Origin of the sequence: Neobacillus drentensis NBRC 102427, assembly GCF_001591445.1 — a bacterium.
GTDB classification, from domain to species: Bacteria; Bacillota; Bacilli; order Bacillales; family Cytobacillaceae; genus Neobacillus; species Neobacillus drentensis.
This window is the reverse complement of sequence record NZ_BCUX01000030.1, coordinates 1-22,125: the sequence shown is the minus strand read 5'-3', so window position 1 is coordinate 22,125 and position 22,125 is coordinate 1. Positions and strand designations below refer to the sequence as shown.

Annotated in this window: 16 protein-coding genes and 2 tRNA genes; 1 reads left to right on the top strand and 17 read right to left on the bottom strand. The window is 40.6% G+C overall.

All coding sequences use genetic code 11. The features are described from left to right. Positions 1-108 precede the first annotated feature (108 nt). The 6 genes from BDR01S_RS15535 to BDR01S_RS15510 all read right to left on the bottom strand — a co-directional run bounded on the left by BDR01S_RS15535 (position 109) and on the right by BDR01S_RS15510 (position 7,506). Complete coding sequence (locus BDR01S_RS15535) at positions 109-2,181, bottom strand: (Fe-S)-binding protein (RefSeq protein WP_066256292.1); 2,073 nt, start codon at positions 2,179-2,181, stop codon at positions 109-111. Between the two features lie 223 nt (positions 2,182-2,404). Then, the gene (locus tag BDR01S_RS15530) at positions 2,405-3,376 is read right to left on the bottom strand and encodes an electron transfer flavoprotein subunit alpha/FixB family protein (RefSeq protein ID WP_066256295.1); all 972 of its coding nucleotides are present in this window, start codon (positions 3,374-3,376) and stop codon (positions 2,405-2,407) included. 26 nt (positions 3,377-3,402) lie between these two features. Continuing rightward, positions 3,403-4,167: an electron transfer flavoprotein subunit beta/FixA family protein gene (locus tag BDR01S_RS15525; RefSeq protein WP_066256297.1), complete on the bottom strand. Its 765-nt coding sequence runs from the start codon at positions 4,165-4,167 to the stop codon at positions 3,403-3,405. A gap of 27 nt (positions 4,168-4,194) precedes the next feature. Beyond that, positions 4,195-5,343 (bottom strand): acyl-CoA dehydrogenase family protein, encoded by a 1,149-nt coding sequence (locus BDR01S_RS15520; RefSeq protein WP_066256300.1) that lies wholly within the window; start codon positions 5,341-5,343, stop codon positions 4,195-4,197. A gap of 24 nt (positions 5,344-5,367) precedes the next feature. Next, positions 5,368-6,219: a 3-hydroxyacyl-CoA dehydrogenase gene (locus BDR01S_RS15515; RefSeq protein WP_235846584.1), complete on the bottom strand. Its 852-nt coding sequence runs from the start codon at positions 6,217-6,219 to the stop codon at positions 5,368-5,370. A 93-nt stretch (positions 6,220-6,312) separates the two neighbouring features. Next, a complete protein-coding gene (locus tag BDR01S_RS15510; RefSeq protein WP_066256304.1) occupies positions 6,313-7,506 on the bottom strand; it encodes a thiolase family protein in 1,194 nt (397 codons plus the stop codon). 230 nt (positions 7,507-7,736) lie between these two features. On the opposite strand from BDR01S_RS15510, the gene BDR01S_RS15505 reads away from it, so the two are divergent. Beyond that, on the top strand, positions 7,737-8,552 hold the full coding sequence (locus tag BDR01S_RS15505) for an IclR family transcriptional regulator (protein WP_066256306.1): 816 nt from the start codon (positions 7,737-7,739) through the stop codon (positions 8,550-8,552). Between the two features lie 164 nt (positions 8,553-8,716). Here BDR01S_RS15505 and BDR01S_RS15500 read toward each other — a convergent pair whose 3' ends face one another. From BDR01S_RS15500 to BDR01S_RS15455, 11 genes are all read right to left on the bottom strand, one after another. Beyond that, positions 8,717-9,991 (bottom strand): LysM peptidoglycan-binding domain-containing protein, encoded by a 1,275-nt coding sequence (locus tag BDR01S_RS15500; RefSeq protein WP_066256309.1) that lies wholly within the window; start codon positions 9,989-9,991, stop codon positions 8,717-8,719. Between the two features lie 102 nt (positions 9,992-10,093). Then, entirely contained in the window at positions 10,094-12,688 is a 2,595-nt protein-coding gene (locus BDR01S_RS15495) for a polynucleotide kinase-phosphatase (protein ID WP_218007874.1), read from the bottom strand. After that, on the bottom strand, positions 12,688-14,031 hold the full coding sequence (locus BDR01S_RS15490) for a methyltransferase domain-containing protein (RefSeq protein ID WP_066256314.1): 1,344 nt from the start codon (positions 14,029-14,031) through the stop codon (positions 12,688-12,690). The genes BDR01S_RS15495 and BDR01S_RS15490 overlap by 1 nt, the downstream gene beginning before the upstream one ends. A 127-nt stretch (positions 14,032-14,158) precedes the next feature. Beyond that, entirely contained in the window at positions 14,159-16,732 is a 2,574-nt protein-coding gene (locus tag BDR01S_RS15485; protein WP_066256317.1) for a DEAD/DEAH box helicase, read from the bottom strand. Positions 16,733-16,811: 79 nt separating this feature from the next. After that, entirely contained in the window at positions 16,812-17,003 is a 192-nt protein-coding gene (locus tag BDR01S_RS15480) for a YbxH family protein (RefSeq protein ID WP_066256320.1), read from the bottom strand. Between the two features lie 113 nt (positions 17,004-17,116). Next, positions 17,117-19,786 (bottom strand): pyruvate, phosphate dikinase, encoded by a 2,670-nt coding sequence (gene ppdK / locus BDR01S_RS15475; RefSeq protein ID WP_066256325.1) that lies wholly within the window; start codon positions 19,784-19,786, stop codon positions 17,117-17,119. Between the two features lie 5 nt (positions 19,787-19,791). Continuing rightward, positions 19,792-20,604, bottom strand: a complete 813-nt coding sequence (locus tag BDR01S_RS15470) for a pyruvate, water dikinase regulatory protein (protein WP_066260157.1) — start codon at positions 20,602-20,604, stop codon at positions 19,792-19,794. Between the two features lie 17 nt (positions 20,605-20,621). Then, a complete protein-coding gene (ccpN, locus tag BDR01S_RS15465; protein WP_082797451.1) occupies positions 20,622-21,263 on the bottom strand; it encodes a transcriptional regulator CcpN in 642 nt (213 codons plus the stop codon). Positions 21,264-21,612: 349 nt separating this feature from the next. Further along, positions 21,613-21,735, bottom strand: a complete 123-nt coding sequence (locus tag BDR01S_RS24955; protein ID WP_082797449.1) for an FbpB family small basic protein — start codon at positions 21,733-21,735, stop codon at positions 21,613-21,615. A 181-nt stretch (positions 21,736-21,916) separates the two neighbouring features. After that, positions 21,917-21,998 (bottom strand) — tRNA-Leu (locus BDR01S_RS15460). A 52-nt stretch (positions 21,999-22,050) separates the two neighbouring features. Continuing rightward, positions 22,051-22,121: transfer RNA gene (locus BDR01S_RS15455), tRNA-Trp, on the bottom strand. Positions 22,122-22,125 lie beyond the last annotated feature (4 nt).

The following is a 22,125-nucleotide window of genomic DNA, read 5'->3' as shown; positions in this document are numbered from 1 at the left end:
ACTCCTTGATTTAAAAGGGCCTTTAGTACAATAAATAACAAGATCACATTTCCTGTTGTATTGATAGAAATTGCAGCCCATTCTTATATGTGCACTCCTTGCAAGCTACTATCCTGCCAATGAACTTTCAACAATCTCCGCTATATCCCTTGTTCTAACTTGATCTTCTGCTTCTTTTGCTTTCGTCCCATCGGTTAACATGGTTAAGCAGTACGGACAGTTACTTCCGATCATTGTTGGACTAAGATCGAGCGCTTGTTCAACACGTTCTACGTTAATCCGTTTTCCTTGCGTTTCCTCTATCCACATCCTGCCGCCGCCGGCTCCACAGCACATGGCATTCTCTTTATTCCGTTCCATCTCTAAGATTTTTACGCCGGGAACAGATTTAAGAATTTGGCGTGGAATATCATAGATGTTGTTATAGCGGCCCAGATAACAGGAATCATGATAAGCAATCGCTTCGTTAACTTCCTTCACCGGTTTAATCCGGCCTTCCTGGATCCACTTCCAAATCAGCTCAGTATGGTGATAAACCTCCGCTTCCAAACCAAACTCGGGATATTCATGTTTAAATGTGTTATAAGCGTGGGGATCGATGGTTACGATTTTCCTCACACCATAGGCCTGAAAGTTAGCGATATTATCGTGACATAATTGCTGAAATAAGAATTCATTCCCCATTCTGCGTGCCGTATCTCCGGAATTTCGCTCTTCGTTACCAAGAATGGCAAAGCTGATACCGGCCGTGTTCATAATTTTGGCAAATGACTGCACAATCTTTTGACTTCGTTTATCAAAAGATCCCATCGATCCAACCCAAAACAGATATTCAAATTCTTTTACCTCATTTACCGTTGGAACATTGATATCATCACGTTCCTCGCGCCACTTGATACGCTCCTTCCTGTTAATTCCCCATGGGTTACTTTGTCGCTCAATATTTTGAAAATATCGTGTAGCCTCGTTAGGCATACTGCCTTCAGTCATAACCAAATAACGCCTCAAATCAATGATTTTATCCACATGTTCGTTGGCAACCGGACATTGGTCTTCACAATTCCGGCATGTCGTACAAGCCCACAATTCTTCCTCGGTAATCACATCTCCGATCAAATTAGGCATTTCAACCGTTGACGCAGTTTCCTGAGCAGCTAATCCAGCTGTTAATGAAGGGGCTAATGCAGAAGTGCCGGAAACAAAACTAGGCATCCAGGGACTACGAGAAGTAATCGAGGCTCCTGTTTCTGTCAAATGATCCCTCATCTTAACGATCAGATGCATGGGAGATAATGTCTTCCCGGTTACTGAAGCCGGGCACATATTTGTGCAACGCCCGCATTCTGCGCATGCATACAAATCGATCAGCTGCTGCCGGGTAAAATTCTCAATTTTCCCGACCCCGAATTCCTCTACACCGTCGTCTTCAAAATCAATCTTTCTCAATTTTCCAACAGGACCAACCTTCTTGAAAAAGATGTTAAACATCGCGAACAACTCATGCGCTTGCTTCGACTGCGGTACAAACACCATGAAAGATAACACGGTTAACAGGTGCAGCCACCAAAATAGATAGAACAAAGCGGTACCTGCCGCCTTTCCGATACCTGAGAACGCTGCAGTAATCACTCCGGAGAATGGAGCATGGGAGAAATCGGGGTTTTGCCCCAGCATAACCTTTTCAAATCCCAACGTAAGCAGGATCGCTATAGTCAGCGTAATTAGAGCTATAATAACAAACGCTGCTTTGGCATCTCTCTTCAATTGCAACCGCTTCAGCTTCTCAATATATCGGCGATAAAAAGCATATACCATAGCACACAACATGAGGAATACAGTCCACTCCTGCAAGAGACTGAAATATTTATATGCGCCGCCGAAAGGAAATTCATAACCTCTGATAAATCCCTTTATAATGATTTCAACGAGTCCTACCTGGATGATAAAAAATCCATAAAACAATACTAAGTGCATAAGACCGCTTTTCTTGTCCTTAAACAATTTTCGCTGGCCAAACACATTCACTAACACCGCATTGATTCGTTCTTTAAGGTTGGGCTCAAAATCGACTTTTTTACCAAGCTTCACAAACAAATACCGGCTGTAAACGAGTTGGACAAACAAATAAACCGCATATCCTGTCACGGCTAGGAAAGCAAGAAAATTCAGTAGTAATAACATCCTGTTCCCTCCATTGTTAATTCTTAGTTAGTTTCGAATACGCTCCAGATTAAATAATAATAATAGAAAAAAGATTTGAACTTTAAAATTGATGGGTAATTATTCCATTTCACATATCATATTGGAAGGAGATACTAGGTCCCGAGGATAAGTCCCCTCTTATTTATTAAGAGGGGACTTAGATCACCAGCATATTTCAACATACATATCTGTAACTTGATATTTAACTGAGAACCAATACTTTTTTAAATTCTTCCGTTAAAAGAGGAACAACTTCGAACAAATCGCCTACAATTCCGTAGTCCGCTACTTGGAAAATTGGAGCCTCCGGATCCTTGTTGATGGCCACAATCACTTTCGAATTGGACATTCCGGCCAAATGCTGAATGGCACCGGAAATCCCGCAAGCTATATATAAATCGGGAGTGACAACTTTTCCTGTTTGTCCAATTTGTAAAGCATAATCACAAAAATCAGCATCACATGCTCCACGTGAAGCACCGACCGCACCGCCCAAAACTTCAGCTAATTCCTGAAGAGGTTGGAATCCATCTTTGCTTTTCACGCCGCGGCCGCCGGATATGATCACTTTTGCTTCACTCAGATCAACTCCACCTGTCGTTTTGCGAACGATTTCTTTAACAATTGTCCTTAAATCCTTAATAACAGGTTGGAATGAAACAACCTCAGCTTGGACAGGGTTTTCTTTTAGCTCGAAGTTATTCGGCCTTAGCGTTGCAAAGACCTTACCCTGGTTAAATACCTTCTTTTGGAAAGCTTTCCCTGCATAAATGGGACGAGTAAAGACGATGTCGCCATTCTCCAAATCTGCTCCTATGCAGTCCGAAGCGAGTCCAGCACCAAATCTTGCAGCCACTCTTGGGGCCACGTCTTTTCCAATTGCTGTATGGCCCATCAGAATGACTTCGGCCTGCACGTCCTCGATGACCTGACATAGTGCTTGGGTGTATCCATCGGTCGTATAAGTTACCAGGACTTCGTCTTCCAGAACATATACTTTATTGGATCCGTATTGACTTACTTCCTGTACAAATTCAGTTGCTCCGGTACCAAATAACGCGGCAATGACTTCACCTCCACCCGCCAGCTGCTTGGCTACTGTCAAGGCTTCAAAAGAGACATTGCGAAGCTTTCCATCTTTGCTTTCTACAAAAACAAGTACTTTTTTACTCATGTGATTTCCCCTTCTCACCAAAATAATCAGACTACTTTAGCTTCACTGCGAAGCAAATTAACAAGGTCATGAACCTGTTGACCAATTTCGCCTTCTAAAACTTTTCCTGCTTGTTTCTTTGGTGGCAAATATTGATCTTGAACAGTTGTTCGCGTAGCTAAGTCATCTTCAGATAACTCCAGATCCTCTAATGTGAAACGTTCAAGAGGCTTCTTCTTTGCTTTCATAATCCCTGGAAGAGATGGATAACGCGGCTCGTTTAATCCTTGTTGAGCTGTTGCCAGGAAGGGAAGATTCACTTCAATCACTTCTACGTCTCCCTCAATATCACGTTCAACGATTGCCTTACTGCCTTCAAGAGAGAGTTTGGTAATCGTGGCGACTTGAGGTATACCTAATTCTTCAGCCACCCGAATGGAAACTTGGCCGGATCCAGAATCTACCGCCATATTTCCACCGAGGACTAAATCGTACTCCTGCCCTTTAATTGCTGCTTTGATGATCTTGGCGATGGCATACTCGTCTGCCTGTTCCTCTAATTCAACGATAACCCCTTTGTCTGCTCCCATAGCAAGTGCTGTTCTCAAAACGCTCTCAGACCTGTTCGGCCCAACCGTTAATACAGTTATTCCTGCCCCTGAATCTTCCTTGATTTTGACGGCTTCTTCAACTGCATACTCATCGTATGGATTAAGGATAAACTCAACATTTTCCTCACTAATTTGTCCATTTTGGATCACAATTTTCTCTTCCGTATCAAAGGTCTGTTTCACTAAAACTAAAATATTCATAATCTGAAATCCTCCTATTCTACCAATTTAGAGATATTCCCGTTTTAACTGTGATGCAATAATATTTTTTTGGATTTCGGATGTTCCTTCATAAATCTTGGTTATTCTTGCATCCCGGTAAAAACGTTCCACAGGGTATTCAGCAATATAACCAATTCCTCCGTGAATCTGTACTGCTTTATCTGCGACACGATTATAAACCTCGGAACCCAGCAGTTTTACCATGGCCGCTTCCTTAATGACCTTCATCTCTTGGTCTACCATCCATGCCACTCGGTAGGTCATGCTTCTTAAGGCTTCTATATCAACAGCCATGTCAGCCAAATAATGTTGAATAATTTGTTGTTCAAAAATCGGTTTACCAAACTGAATTCTAGTATTTGCATGTTGAATAGACATCTCTAAAAGCTTATCGCAAGAACCTAGGTTTCTTGCTGCAAGTCCCGCCCGGCCATTGGCAAGAATTTTCAAAGCGTTGACATACCCTTGTCCCTCTCGACCAAGCACATTTTCTACAGGGACTTCACAATCTTCAAAGAAAATTTCTGCGGAATGGGATCCGTGAAGACCCATTTTCTTTTCGTTTTTTCCGACGGTGAACCCAGGAAAGTCTTTCTCGACGATAAAGGAGGTAATTCCTTTTGCTCCCTTCGATGGATCTGTTACTGCCATCACCGTAAAGACATCCGCGATAGGAGCGTTTGTTATGTAATGTTTGCTCCCATTTAAGATATATTTATCTCCTTTTCTTACCGCGGTTGTTTTCAGGTTCGTTGCATGTGAGCCTGCACTAGGTTCTGTCAAAGCAAAGGCACCGATCATTTCCCCTCTTGCCATTGCGGGCAGATATTTTCGCTTTTGTTCTTCATTTCCCATCTCTACGATCCCAACAGAACCGATCCCTGTGTGGGCACCGATGACGGTGGTATATCCATTATGTGTTCTACCTAATTCCTCGTAAATCGCACACTTGCCAACCATTCCTATTCCCGTTCCGCCGTATTCTTCCGGGATGCTTAATCCAAATAAGCCTATTTCCTTAGACATTTTCATAATTTTTTCAGGAATTTCATCCTTTTCTTCAATTTCCATTGCAAGCGGATCCACTTCGCTATCAACAAAATCCCGAATGCTTTGTTTTAAAAACTTAATATCCTCTGATAATTGAAAATTCATATTCTCCACATTCCTTCCCATTTCTTATTTATTAGTGTAATCAAAAAATCCCCGGCCTGATTTCCTTCCTAATCGCCCTGCTTTAACATATTTCACAAGCAAAGGGGATGGTCGATACTTTTCTCCTAATTGATGATACAGATATTCCATATTTCGTAGGCGGCTGTCCAATCCAACAAGATCTGCCAATTCAAGTGGACCCATCGGATGATTTAAACCATACTTAAGGGCTTTATCAATGTCTTCGGCTGACGCCACTCCTTCCATTAGCATGTTCATGGCTTCATTTCCAATTAGACAATTCATTCGGCTTGTTACAAAACCAGGAAACTCATTGACTTCAACTGCTACTTTCCCCAGCTTTTCCGCTACTTGTTTAACCACTTCTACTGTCGAATCAGATGTATCCAATCCTCGAATAACCTCGATTAATTTCATGCGATGAACCGGGTTAAAGAAGTGCATGGCGATACATTGATCTGGCCTTCCCGTTGCGGCTGCAATTTCGGTCGGACTCATTGTTGAAGTATTTGTAGCCAGGATAGCGTGGGCTGGTGCCAGCTCATCTAATTGCTTAAAGATATTGATTTTCAACTCCATAATTTCTAAGGCCGCTTCGATGACCAAGTCGGTTTGACTTACGGCTTCTGCAAGCTCCGTTGTAAAAGAAAGATTTTTCTTTGCGTCTGTCCCCTGTTCTAATTGGACGTATCCTTTTTCCACGTTTTTATTTAACAAAGTTTCGATATATTCTCTTGCGTTTTCAATCGCTTCGTTAGATATGTCTTGTAAAGTTACTTCAAACCCAGCTAATGCAGCGGTATAGGCGATACCTCTTCCCATAGTGCCACCGCCAATCACTGTGATATGATTAATCATTCTAAGCCCTCCAAGTATTTGCTTATGTTTATTATTCCGCATTCGGAATATAAATTCCGTATACGGGACATTATTCTCAAAAAAAATTCACTAAATTTGCATATTTTCTACGATCGTTGTAATACCTTGACCCCCGCCAATACAGAGTGTGACTAATCCATACTTTTCTTCTCTTCGTTCCATTTCGTGCAAAAGTTTTGTCATTAGAATGGCACCTGTAGCTCCAAGAGGATGACCTAATGCAATGGCCCCGCCATTTACATTTACTCTTTCTAAATCCAAATTAAGTTCCTTTATTACAGCAAGAGCTTGAGCAGCAAAGGCTTCATTCAATTCAATTAAACCGATATCATTTAAAGCGAGACCTGCCATAGATAGCGCTTTCTTCGTAGCCTGAACCGGGCCAATCCCCATAATTTCCGGAGACACCCCTGAAACAGCTTGAGCAATAATTTTTGCTTTTGGTTTAAAACCATACTTGTATGCGGCGTCCTCCGACATCATTAAAACGGCAGAAGCCCCATCGTTTCGTCCACTGCTATTTCCCGCAGTTACTGTACCGTTTTCTTTAAACACCGGTTTCAAATTCCCCATCTTTTCCAAACTGGTTAAACGCGGGTGCTCATCGATCTCAAAAGTCTTTACTTCATTTCGTTGCTTGACTTCATAAGGAACAATTTCCTTTCGAAACCGCTCATTCTGTATTGCTTTTTGGGCAAGTTCCTGACTGCGAAAGGCAAATTCATCCTGTTCCTTTCTCGATATTTTATACTGCTCGGCTAAATTTTCCGCTGTATATCCCATGTTGAGATTCCCATAGATCTCAATTGGCTGTGAACGAGGTTGACTTTCCGTATTAGGATCGACAATCTCTCCATTTCCTGAACCGAATCCATAGCGAGCCTTTCTTATATAATAGGGTGCTGTACTCATTGATTCGGCGCCGCCGGCTATGATTACATCTGATAACCCACTCATAATTTGCATGGCTGCATTATTAATGGCCTGAAGTGCTGAACCGCATTGTCTGTGAACGGTATAACCTGGGACCTCAACTGGAAGTCCTGCACGCAAAAGAGCCAATCGGGCCAGATTAGGAGTATCCGCACTTTGTTTGGTCTGTCCCAAAATCACCTCTTCCACTTCATTTTTATTAATTCCTGTTCGTGATACAATTTCTCCGATAACTTTTGCAGCAAGGAAGTCTACTTCTACATCCTTCAAGCTGCCTCCAATTCGTCCCACCGCAGTACGTACTGCATCAATAATGACAACATTTCTCAATTTTCATCCTCCTCTTACATTTGGCCATTTAGGAATGAGGTTTTACTATTAATTTAGTTTCACACCAGGAACACTATTCCTTACTTGGAACAATAATACTATTAATCTACTTCATAAGTCAATGTAATTTTTAGAAAATTATCAATATTGACAAACAGTATGGTGACAATTATAATTTAACCCAACTTACACCTGTATAGTGTACAGGAATTTTGAATAGGAGCTTGCTCATGCAAAAACAAAATGAAAAGGAAAAATCAGAGGTTCCTGCTCTAGAGGCCTCTATTAAAATTCTAGAATATTTAAGTCGTTATACAAGTAAGGAACGGTCCCTCTCACAAATCTCTAAGAATTTATCAATAAATAAAAGTACTTGTCATAGAATTCTAAAATTATTAAATCATTATCGCTATGTCTCATATGATGATAATTCTAAACAGTATAACCTTGGGCCATATCTTATCATCTTAGGCTCTAGAGCTTCAGAGTTTACCGATTACCTCAAGCTTGCTAAACCATACCTCAAGTGGGTATGCGAAGAAACAAGACTAACAAGTGTTTTACTTGAACCATTATCCAATGATCGATTAATGTATGTTGCCAAGGAGGAACTTGATCTGCCTGATAACCCTGTTCAAGTGACAGTAAAATTAGGACAGCATTTCCCGCTAACCAGTGCTTCTTTTGGTAAGTGTTACTTAGCATTTCTTGAGGAAGAAAGGACGAAAGAAATTATTCAAAAGGTTAATTTTAAACAATTTACTGATAAATCCATTACAGATTTTGAAACATTTCAGGAAAGTTTAAACGAGGTTAAACAAAAGGGATATGCAGTAAGTTATGAAGAGCATACACCAGATGTTTTCGGTGTTGCAGCACCTATTTTTAACCCTTATGGCAACATAACAATGGTTATTGCCTGTATCGGCTTTGCTTCAAAGATTAGTGAAGATCATATTTCTTTCTGTGGAGATAAACTCAAAGAAGCAGCAAGAAGGATTATGGAAGTAATTGGAGGAAGGGAACCCATATATAAAAAAATTTAAAACCTTAATACACTGTACACAATCTGGATCCCTGTCGGTTTTCTCACTTTCAATCGTTTTTCTTATAAAGGAAAGGAAACTATGAACAAGTAGTCATTCTTTCCTTTTGTGTTTTTTATTTCTGAGTTGCAAAAGCAAAACCCCCCTGCCAACCACCGTGTAATTTAAACGATTCTCTTCACCACGTTGATATTTTTACTAAGATAGGCCCAATTCTGTGGTGCCGGCAAACTAATTTGCCAAAAAGTCGTCCCAGCTAATTGATAAATATCAATTAACCGATACTTTTCTATAAAACTCCTAATATCTTCAAACCATACCACATGCTCCTCACTACCATGCCAGTACCGATACCACGGTGATTTAGCATAGTCGTCGAACTCAATCGGACCGCCAAGCGAAATGGCTTGATTTTGCGCTGCTGTTACTGAGAGAGCATGCGTTTTATTCGTGCCCACAACCTTGTCATATCCATATAATGCGATGGCAATTTGTAGTTTCCTAGGATTAATTTGAGTAAGCGAGTATTGAATGACGTGCTCCAACCACCAGATCGGGGCAATTGGATCGGGCGGTCCGCCAGGGTATCCATAATCCATGGTCATCACCGCGACTAAATCAGCGACATGACTAATACCTGCATAATCATAGGCACCAATAATCCGATTGGTCGGAATATCAGCCGTTTTGGCATGGACATTTACATGTAATAGCAACCCACCTAAGCCATTTTTTAAAGCGGTTAGAAACAAAATAAAATCATTCCGGCGGGCCGGTGGAATAAATTCAAAGTCGATACTGACGCCTCCAAACCCCCGCTGCGTCGCTAAATTCACAATACTTGCCACCAAATTCGCGCGATAAAGAGGATTTTCCAGAACCCTTCCTGCCAACTCCGCACTAAAATCAGTTCCTGCCAAATTTCGAATCATCAGTAATGGGACGATGTTCAATTGATTGCTTCTCGCAACAATAGCTTTATCTTCGACCTGATTATAGGCATAACCTTCCTCAGTAAACGAATAAGCGACAACCGCTAAATACGTTAGCTGTGATGCGAGAGAATTCAAAGTTGTTAGATTTGCGACTTCGGATGATGGCACTAAAAACCCCAGTGTCGCCATGTCTAATTTTATCGGGGATGGGATATTAATAGTTTGGCCGATCACCAACTGCGTCGGATGAACACCTGGATTGGCAGCAAGTATCGCCGCAGGATTCATGTTGAATTGCTGGGCCAACTTCCAGATATGATCACCAGCCTTAATACGATACGAACGGAGTGGCGGCAAGTTATCCGGAAGATACAAAGCAAGCCCCGGGGCAATGGTATTCGCTGATGGTAACCCGTTAAGCTCAACAATCGTTTGGATGGAAACCCCATACCTCGTGGATATCTTCCACAAATTTTCACCAGCAGTTACTACATGAACAGCCATTTTCTCACACTCCTTCTTTACTATCATATGGGCGAATGATAATAAGTTATTCCACATAGAAAAACGAACTTGCCGCCAGGACAAGTTCGTCGACTTTTCTACCTATAGTCGTGGATCAACTGGGTCCGATTCTAGTGCAAGGACACCTAACACACACTCATGGTAGCGCTCCAAGGATTCTCTTCTAACAAAGCGATTCACCGCTTCCACACCTAAAGCAAATTCCTTTAAGGCATTACGCTGTTTCTTCCCAGCATTCCGCTGCTTAAGTCGGGACAAATTTTCCGGTTGTAAATAATCAATGCCATAGATAATATGCAAATACTTTCGACCTCTTACTTTTATAGCCGGCTGGAGGAGTTTACCTTTATGTCGTGCCACATAAGACTCCGGTTTGACTACAAAGCCCTCATGCCCATCCTCGGTCATTTCTTCCCACCACTTGATAGCCGACTTCATGGAGTCCTCATCATTAACCATTCGATATTCCGTTTCCAAAAACAAATCCGAAAGGTCGCTAAATTCTTTATTTTTTTCCATATGCCATGTATGTGGTTGACCGAAAAAGGTTTCATTACTGTGGGCTAATGTGTGAAAAGGTGCAATTTGAATTCCGGCTAAACCTTCCGTTTCCCAGCAATACTTTTGATACACTTCATTAAACACTAGGGCATTGTGAATCTTTTCATCCGTTTCCTCGAGCCAACTTCCAACATCCTTACCGTTTGCAGCAGCTTTCTTCAGTTGCTCTCGTAATTTTCTGCGGTCAAAGAGGGCCATTTCTCCCACATGTGCGTATTGATTCATAATTAATTCTTTTGCTTTCAGATTCCATGGGAGGATCTCGGCATCCATCAAGACAAAATCCGTGCCGTATTTTTCAAAATAACTACTAAGATCTGAATTTAACACTTGTAAAATTTGTTCTTCCAGTTCTTTTTTGAAAAATGCCCTGCCAGTCCGTGTGTAAATCGAACCTAATGTTTCTCTCCCGATATACTCTTTAGCGACTTGTTTATTTTTAAAAAGAAACAAAATGCCGCGGCTGCCCATATGCTTTTTCTCAACAATCATGGTATCCACACCATTCGCTTGGTAGTAATCAAATGCATCGGATGGGTGCTCTAAATATCCAGGCAAGCTTGATGGTTTCGGAGTTGGACTCATCGTTGGCGGAAGATAGACAATTTCCTCCAAGGGCAGGGTATAATGAGAAAGATCATCCAAAGCTGATTTCGTGCTATCCGCATAAAATGCGATTTCCCCATATTGTTCTGTTAATACAGAATATCCATCTAAGAATTTTCCGATATTCGGTGGTGCGAGCCTCTTACTTTCCAATTCCTTCAATGGATTGTCGGGCACATTTGCATAATCCACTTTTGCTTTGACAGAAACCAATTTCCTTTCCGGGAAACAATATGCGGTTAGATTACCGCCAAAAACAACACCTTGGTCAATATTGAGGGTGTTATTAACCAATAATGGCTGCGTTCTAGGATCATGCCCCCAAAGAATATGTTCACTAGACTGATGTGCAATGGACCAATCTTTTCGGACGGGTTTACCGGTTTCGTCGAGACCATCCGTATCTCCGTACCGACAGAAATCGGAAATGCGCGGCGATTGTTTGCCGATATAATGGTCCTTGATTCCTGCATGGACGGCAACAGCGACGTTGACACCATTTTTCCGGATGACGTAATGTGATTTTGCCTCTAACAGCAGTTCTTTTATTTGTTCCTTTAAACGCTCGGTCTCATCTTTACCAAATTTACTTTCATATTCATCAAATTCGGCCTTTACATTTTCATCACCATGAGCAAGCTTTACATTCTTGCCGTCAAGCCAGCGGGCGATTTTCCACCCATGATTACTGTCAATCATATAGGCTAGTCCTGCTGTCACATGCTTTTGAAAAAATTGCAACGTCTCGATCGAACGGGGTCCACGACTCATCACATCCCCAAGGGAAAGGATTTTCCGCCCCTCTGAGTGGATAAAATACCCCTCTTCATTTTCACGATAGCCAAGCTCTGACAAGAGTTCGCTAAACTCTTCAAAGCAACCGTGAATATCGCCAATAATATCTATGCCATTGCCCACATCAATTAGTAATGGATTATCAAGTCGGTTCACATTTAATACTTGCAGTTCTTCTTCACCGAATATGTAACAGCGTCGAAAACCTTCCTTTTTGATGGAGCGCAGCGTCTTCTTGAAATGTTGGTATTGCTGCTTGATACGGTTTTTACCCCTTGGGAAATCCCTCGCTAAATCGCGTCTGAGCAATTCAGTTTCTGCCAGATTCAGCACGATTGCAATTGCTGGAACATGATACCTCTTTGCCATTTGCAGGTATTTTTCACGCTCATAATCACGTAAATGTGTAGCATCGATAAACGTTAATTTATTGAGACCACAACGTTTCGCAATGATATAATCCATCGCTTCAAACGCTTCTTTTGAAATTTGTTGGTATTCATAAAAAAGAGCATCTGCTTCATTTTTAGGGCGCCGATTCCAATCAATAAATTCAATATCACTAACTAAAACACGAAACTGATCGGAACTTACCACTTCCGATGAAAAAATCTGTTGTTCTTGAATCAGTTGATTTAGTAAAGTCGTTTTACCCGAATTGGACGGACCTACAAGTAAGACAATACCCGCATGAGGCAAATTTATTTCCGTCATCATATCTCCTCCCTTTTGAAAATGACCATTTGAGTAGGTTGTCCGAATTGCTGGTTTTCTTCACCGATGCCTTGATAACTTACTTGGTATGGATAAAGTTTTGACCAAGCTTCCACTTTTTGTCGAAGCTCGGCCCTTGTCCATTCAAAGCGGTGATCATGGTGCCTCATTGCCACATCCATTTCATAGACAACATTGTATTCCTGATTAGGGGTTGTCACAATCAACACTTCGGGCCGATAGTCTTTAAAAATGGTTTCGAATACACCCGCTAACCTGTATTCATCAATATGTTCAATCACTTCACATAAAACCATAACATCCTTGTAAATTAGCCGTTCATCATAATAAAATAACGATCCTGCTAACGATTGGGGCTCGACAAATCCACGTTTTTCTTTAGCTTGTTCGAATCGTTCCAATGCCTTTAATCGTTCCTTATTGGAAGGCTCGACAGAAAGAATCTCTTGTACTCCCTCAATAAATCCCAACTGAACAGATAACTTCCCTTCACCGGCACCAAAGTCGACAATAGTTCCTTTCTTTGGCAGGGCCTTGATATATTTAATAATGGCTTCATAGCGAAGATCATTTAAACGGAGCTTCGGAGGTTCATGCTTCTCCTCAGTTTTCGTCTCTTTTTCATAAAATCTTGACTGCGAAATCATCTTTTGGAACCGTAAAGAACGTTTTAAAATGAACGCCTTTTGTGGATGCTTCTCGAGCCAGCCTTCTCCGTAGCGGTCCAGCTTTTCCAATTCTCTTTCATCAATAAAATAATGCTTATAGTTATCAATAACGGGAATTAAAATCGAAATATGCTTAAGTGCATTCTGGAGCGTTTGTTTTCCTATTAGGGTGATAAATCGGGCAGAACTCTTTTCGCGAAGGAAACTTTCCCCGTATTCAATCTTAATGGTGTAACCCATTGGAGCAAATAACGCTTCAAGTTCCCGATTACTCAAATCAGTGGCAATCGGCCCAAAGGTTAGTTCCATTTCAAAGGGATGCTCGACCCATGAGGCATATTCCTCTGCCGGCTTCCCGTTAAGTGCAGTTCCCAGGGCTTTACGAATCGAGGAAACAAAGATACTGCTTGCCGCGAATTCACGGTCATTTATGTAATGAGTAATATCATAAAAATCAGATGAGTTTTTTACCAAGTCAACGGGGTCCGTTTTTACATAAATTAAAAACTGAACTTCTTCGCTTGTAAACGTCGGATAGACGAGGCGCACAGTCAGTCCTTTTTCCCCTCGTTCATATAAATTGGTTGGATTTTTGGCGATAAGGTAAGAAACAACTTCAGCACCTGGGCCTTTTACTGTTATTGATAGTTGCATTCTCTTTTCACTTCACTTTCAACGGACAGATTATAGAGTATTATTTTAACTTATTCATACTCAATTGATTTTATTAGAAAAATAATCCAAAGCCCCCGAGTTCCATAAATAAGAACTCGGGTCACTCTTAATATTCATCATACCGATATCTTCTGGTCTTCGCTGCATAACAGGCTTCACACGTCGGAAACGAATGATCCCATGGCAGTTTTTTCCCGCACGTTTTGCACTTTTTAACAAATTTATTTATATCCGTTTTTAACCGGTCCTGCACTTTATCGCTAACCTCTTCACGGAGACGTTCCCAATAGATGGCTGTCGTTCGCTCTCCCAGTCGATATAAAAATAACAGATGAAGCCCGATTGCTTTGTAGCTGAGTTCTAATTCTTCCAAACTCCGTTCCTTAACAATTGGTTCGGGTAGCTCTCTCCCATGGATAATCGCATACATTTTTTCTTCCCATTGCTTTGTCAATATAGGCTCATTTTTCGAAAAAGGCAGATGTAAAAATCCATAAAGGTCCATTAATGATAGTCTTGCTTCGATTTCGGTGCCCGCAATCATTTGATAAAGAGACTTTTCCTCAGCTAAGGAAGCCTTTTTTGTCCCTGTTGGACTTTCAAATTTTCCCCATAACTCAAAAAAAGTACCTAGATCGTGATAATAGCGTTGAAATCGTTCAAAAACAGAATTCGTTGGCGCAATTGCAAACGTATGAACTGGCTCATCTTCCTGTAACAATAAGTTCCTCATTTTTCTGATATCACGAGTAAAGGCCACTTTGCCAATATTATAAATTCCCTTTCGACCAGCCCGGCCAGCAATTTGCTTTACTTCTTGGGAGGTCAAAAGACGCCGTCTTGTCCCATCGAACTTATCATTTTCCAAAAAAACAATCCGGCGAATCGGTAGGTTAAGGCCCATTCCTATCGCATCCGTAGCAACGATCACTTTTGTTTTTCCCGAATTAAATTGTTGAATCTGTTTTTTTCTTGTTTCTGGCGGCATAGCTCCGTAGATCATACTTACGGTATGACCATCATTTTGCAATCGTGAGGCGGTTTCAAGAACACGCCTGCGTGAAAAACATATCAGTGCATCACCTTTTTTAATATGTTTAATATGAAACTCCTTCGTTTCTACCTCAAGTGGGGTATCCCGGCTGTATTCATGAATTTCTATATCTGAGCTGCCTAATAGCTGCAGGAGCATCGTTTTTGAATTTCTGCTTCCGATAATATGTACTTCTTCTGCATTGGCTTTCGTGATCGCCTTATACCAGGAAAATCCACGATCTTTGTCGGTAATCATTTGTGCTTCATCGATGACGACTACTTCATAAAACTCCTTTTCGTGAAACATTTCAACAGTGCAGGATATATGATTTGCCCCTGAAATGACTTTTTCCTCTTCACCGGTTTTTAAAGAACAGGGCATCCCCTCGGCATTTAACTTATCAAAAACCTCCAGTGCTAACAGTCGAAGCGGTGCTAAATATATGCCGCTATATGCATCTTTCATCCTTTCAAGTGCATGATGGGTTTTCCCCGTATTCGTTTCTCCAATATGGAGAACATAACGAACCTGACGTTTTAATGAAGGGTCGTATTCCGTTGCAAAGATGTCCTTCATCATCTGCTCTTCTTCTGCTTTTTTCCGCTCGAGTTCTTTTTGCACTTCTTTTTCTTTCTGCTCACGCGCTTGTAAGTCTTTATCGAAAATTTCCTTGTGAACCTTTGCTTCAAATGGAATTTCTGCCAAATTAATTAAATCAGACAGGTATTCTGCTTGGATATCCTCGATAAAATAACCCTCGATATCGTAAAGAAGCTGAGCAATGCTGCCTTTTACGAAGGAAGCCGATAGTTTTTCATGAAAAGTATCATAAAAGTCTTCTTTAAGGTTTGCTGGAAGCTGCTCCAATATTTTTTCTGGAATAAGCTCAGACAAATAGTCAGCAATCAAGCTTTCATAAACAAAGAAATAGGTTTGATATTCATAAAAACTCCTGCCCCAATTCATGGTTTTATGGATATCCCCTGTCAGTTCTTCAAAAAAAGTGGCCACAGTTGTATAGGCTGAGGGATTGAATTGGCCTTCATCAACTAATTTTTCTTCCAATGCAAAGGTATCAACCGATTGAAACTTTACATTATTTTGAAGATCAGCCACTAACTGTTTTGCTACAAAGTAACGAACAAATAAATAGAATAACTCATATTGTTCTTCCAGAATCCCGACGGCGCTGTCTTCAATTTCACTTCGAATCGAATGCCTCTGTTCTTCCAGTTGTTTTAGTTCTTCTTGCTTTATAAAATTGACCTTCGCATCTTGATAGTGGCTCTTCCACTCATTTTCTTTCCCTGCAAATGTTTCATTAATCCAGCCCATTGCATCAAAAGGCTGATACATGCGCATTTCATCTCTAAATAACTTGTTAATCAACTTGCGGTCAATCCCCTGAACCTCAAAGCCTTTTTCACTTAAAAATTGCTTTTTTTCATTTCGAGGTACATCATTAGTCGACTTATTCAGCCAAACATTGATCCAGATTTGCTCAACATAATGGCTGCGGTCAATTAGGTATTGCTCAAAGGTTGGCGGTGTGTCCTTCGTTTCGAAATAATGGTTAATATCTTCATATATTTTCATTTTTGTATGTTCAATCGCTTGAGGGTATATGGCATTTAATTTGTTCAATGATTTCCCTCCATTTCTAGAAATTGGTTTTTATGAGTCTATTCTAACACAAAAGCAAAAACCGAACAAGTATTCGGTTTTAGAGTTGATGTTGATTGCAATATTGATCAACTAGGTCTTCTATCTGATCTAGTTCAGGAAACTTTCCTGCAAACTGGAATTTGATTTCTTCAATGAAGCTATCATGATGGTAGACATGAATAGCCCCATTTTGTTGAATGACACTAAATTCTGGTACAAATCGATAACCGCTGCGTTCAATAGCCCCCATGAATAAGTCTCCTTTAAATAATTTTTTTTAGTATTTGCATTAACTGTACGACTATCCCATTCCAAGCATAACAAAAGGGATGGTGCCAGTTGCACACATCCCTCTTTCATATTTTATGCGGTAGTAAAAACTTCTTGTTTATTTTGTTCGTGACGAATCGTTGCTTGGGCCGCGGCCAAACGGGCAAGCGGTACGCGGTACGGTGAACAGCTGACATAATCCAAGCCCGTTTTGTAACAGAAATCAATCGAGCTCTTTTCGCCGCCATGCTCTCCACAAATACCTGTTTTTAGTGAAGGCTTTGTTGCACGGCCAAGCTTTACACCTGTTTCAACAAGCTTCCCTACCCCTTCTTGGTCTAGGACAGCAAATGGATTTTCCGGAAGCACTTTATTTTCGATGTAGGCTTGCAGGAATTTTCCCTCTGCATCATCACGGCTATATCCAAAGGTGGTTTGTGTTAAATCATTGGTACCAAACGAGAAGAAATCAGCTTCCTCGGCAATTTTATCCGCAGTTAATGCAGCACGTGGAACCTCAATCATCGTCCCAATTGTGTACTTGAAGTTCTTTCCAGTTTCTTCTTGGACGAGTAATGCCGCATCAATCACCAATTTACGCATATCCTTTAACTCATTCACATGGCCAACTAAAGGAATCATAATTTCCGGCTGCACTTCGATGCCTTTTTCAGCTAACTTTGCAGCTGCATAGAAAATGGCTTTCGCTTGCATTTCATAAATTTCCGGATAAATCATCCCAAGACGGCAGCCACGATGGCCAAGCATTGGGTTAAATTCATCTAATTGACGAACCTTTTTCAGCAATTGTTCTTTTTTCTTCAATTCTGGTGATTGTGGATCTAAGATTTGAAGCTTAGTTACCTCCACTAACAATTCCTCTTTATCCGGTAAAAATTCATGTAATGGCGGGTCTAGTAAACGGATCGTGACAGGTAGTCCTTGCATTTCTTCGAAAATGCCTTCGAAATCCCCTTGTTGCATTGGTAAAAGCTCATTCAATGCTTCCATTCTTTCATTATAATTCTCTGCAAGAATCATTTTTTGCACGGTTGGAATCCGTTTTAAATCCATAAACATATGTTCAGTCCGGCATAATCCAATTCCACCTGCACCAAATTCAAATGCCTTTTTGGCATCTTCTGGGTTATCAGCATTGGCTCGAACCCCTAATTTACGCTCTTGGTCTGCCCAGGCAAGCAACAGCTGGAACTCATCCGAAAGTTCAGGGTCAATCATTGGGATTTCACCGAGCATGATTTCACCGGTAGAGCCATCAATTGTAATGATATCACCATAATTAACAAGAGTATCTCCAATCGTAAATTGTTTTGCTTTTAGATCTATCTTTAATGCTTCACATCCACAAATACAGGCTTTCCCCATACCTCGCGCAACAACGGCAGCGTGGCTCGTCATGCCGCCACGGCTTGTTAAAATCGCTTGGGATGCAACAATACCGTGAATATCGTCTGGAGTCGTTTCCGGACGAACAAGGATTACTTTTTTACCATCATTGTTTAATTGCTCCGCTTCATCGGCATCAAAGACGACTTGACCTGTCGCTGCGCCCGGTGATGCCGGCAAACCTTTTGCTAAAACTCTTTTTGCAAATTTGTCATCAATCCGGCGGTGAAGGAGTTGATCTAATTGTTCTGGGTCAACTCGTAGTAGTGCGGTCTTTTTATCAATAATTCCTTCTTCGACCATTTCAACCGCGATGCGAATCGCAGCCTGCGCTGTCCTTTTTCCATTCCGGGTTTGGAGGATGAATAGCTTGCCACCCTCTACCGTGAATTCGATATCCTGCATTTCTTCATAATGCTGTTCCAGACGCTTGCATGTATCAGTAAATTGCTTATAAACTCCAGGCATTTCGTCCTTTAATGTGGCGATTGGCTGTGGTGTACGAATTCCTGCTACCACATCTTCTCCTTGGGCATTGATTAAGTATTCTCCGTAAAGGACATGCTCACCTGTTGATGGATTTCTTGTGAAGGCTACACCCGTGCCTGAATCATTTCCCATGTTGCCAAACACCATACTTTGGATATTTACAGCCGTTCCTAAATGGTCAGCAATTTTATTAAGGCGGCGGTAGACAATCGCACGCTGATTATTCCAAGAGTTAAAGACTGCATGGATGGCAAGAAATAACTGCTCTTTAGGATCTTGCGGGAATTCCTTGCGTTTATGCTTTTTAACGATTCCTTTATAGCCTGTTATGACTTCTTTCCAATCTTCCGCTCTCATTTCAGGATCTGTGGAATAGCCTTTTTCCTCGCGTATTTCTTCTAATAATTGTTCGAAGTAGTAGGTATCAATATCTAGGACAACATTACTAAACATTTGGATGAATCGACGGTATGAATCATAAGCAAACCGTGGATTATTCGTTAATTGGGCCACCCCAATCACAGTTTCATCATTCATTCCAAGATTCAAGATGGTATCCATCATACCCGGCATGGAGAAGACAGAACCGGAACGAACCGAAACTAGTAAAGGATTTGTGGGGTCACCTAGCTTTTTGCCCATTTTCTCTTCAAGACGTGCAAGAGCTTCTAAGGTCTGGACTTCAACTATCGTAGGGATGGTTTTGCTAGCTTCATAGAATGCATTGCATGCTTGAGTTGAAATTGTAAAACCGTAAGGAACCGGAAGACCAATACGCGTCATTTCCGCCAGGTTTGCCCCTTTTCCCCCTAGTAAACCTTTCATATTGCCATTTCCTTCATGAAATAAATATACGAATTTTTCCATTATTGTTAGCTCCTCTCCTTTTTTAACACGTCTAAAATTAATCCGGCCGTTTCCTCAACTGCCTTATTCGATACATCAATAATAGGACAGCCTAAGCGCTTCATCACTTTTTCGGCATGGTCAAGTTCCTCAAGAATTCGCCCAAAGCTTGCATAGCTAGCCTGTGAGGCTAAACCTAAAGCCTTCAGACGTTCCTTACGAATTTCATTTAATTTATCGGGTGAGATGATTAACCCGATACAATTTTTACGTGGTATTTCGAATAGTTCATCTGGCGGCGGTACCTCTGGAACCAAAGGAACATTGGCTACTTTAAACCGTTTATGTGCTAAGTACATGGATAATGGAGTCTTCGATGTACGTGAGACACCGACTAAGACAATATCTGCTTTTACGATTCCTCTCGGGTCACGACCATCATCATATTTTACGGCAAATTCAATCGCTTCAATTTTTCGGAAGTATTCTTCATCCATTTTCCTCATCAATCCAGGTCGATGGTGAGCTTGTTTATTAAAGCTTGTTTCAAACGCACTCATTAAAGGACTTAGTAAATCGACTGCTAAAATGTTTTCTTCTTTCGCACGCCGATCTAAGTAGTCTTTTAATGAAGGAATAACAATCGTATAGGCTATAATCGAACGGCCTTTTTTCGCCAATAAAATAACATCTTCAATATCTTCAAAGTCATCCACATAGGAATTCCGGCGTATTTCTACCTGCCCGCCATTAAATTGTGTTGCCACTGCTTTTACTACAAACTCAGCAGTTTCTCCTACTGAGTCAGATACAACATAAACAACTTCCTTCTGTACCAAAATGGCAGCCACGCTCCTTAGGGTGATTTGTTTTCCATAATTTCTAAATATGCTCGCGTTATTGTTGTTTTGGTGATTCGTCCTACCAGCAAATATGTACTTTTTTGCTCCGCGACTTCTTTTACAACTGGTAAGGAGTCAATATGATTATGAATCATCTTTTTGGCTGCTTCGAGCAAGGTCTCATCCGGATTTATCGTAATAATATTTGGCATCCTCGTCATAATGACACTAACAGGTAATTCACTTAGATTTTGATTTCCTAGTGATGCTCTGAGCAAATCCTTTCGAGAAACAACCCCGGCAAGATGTCCATTTGTATCAACCGCATAAAGTGTGCCCACATCCTCTAAAAACAGCTGAACGATCGCATCATAGACGGAGGCTGATTTCCCAACAACGATCGGATGGGCTTTATAATCCGCTACTTTTTGGTGGATAAACCTTTTAGCCTGTTGTTTTGTTTCATAGCTTTCATTAAAAAAATAACCCACGCGCGGTCTTGCATCTAAGTTACCTGACATTGTTAAAATGGCAAGGTCCGGTCTAAGTGCAGCTCTAGTTAATGATAGTTTCTCAGCGATGTCTTTCCCTGTAATAGGACCGTTTTTTTTAACAATTTGGAGGATTTCATCCTGACGCTTAGATAATTTAATAATTACCACCCCCTTGTTTATATTAAATATGTTACATTCTTTAGGTTTATTATAAATGTGCTATACTCATTTGTATATAGTATATTACATTAGAACAAAAACTGAAACAATAAGTTTTATTTTTTTTGATAAAATATTAAACTACAATTTTTAATAAAATACATACAAAAAAACCTCGCCGCTATCGACGAGATTCTTGTGTTATTTTTGATAATGAGGACCATAAAATCGTTTACGTGAAGAAATCGTTATTATCATGATGGTTGTTCCTCATCTTAGCGAAATACTTTCTCATATAATAAAAAAGAGCAACCCGGCTTGGTTGCTCAACTATTATTATTCAGGAAAATACTTATTTTTCCGAATGTTTATCATCAATTTTTGTCTCAATTCGTTCTAATGCTTTAAGATCACTTATAATTTCCTGCTTATTATCCATTACTAATTCCTTAAAACTTAGTTTACGTTTTCTCATCCGTTCCCTCCACCTTTCTTTGTTTCTATTATATCTAAGGTAGAAACGTAAAAATCATCAAATATATTACAATTATTCGAACTTTTATAAATTATTTTCCATAACTTAAAATACTAAAAAAAAAGACCAATGCGCTGGTTTCTCAAAGCATTGACCCTTTAGGTTTATACTCTTGTAATGATACCGATGGTCGGGGTCGAACCGACACTCCTCACGGAACACGATTTTGAGTCGTGCGCGTCTGCCAATTCCGCCACATCGGCAAATAATAAAAATTTTCATAGATTAAACTATGAAAATTGAACCGTGATTTAACAGGGGCAGTAGGAATCGAACCCACACTGAAGGTTTTGGAGACCTTAGTTCTACCTTTAAACTATGCCCCTATAG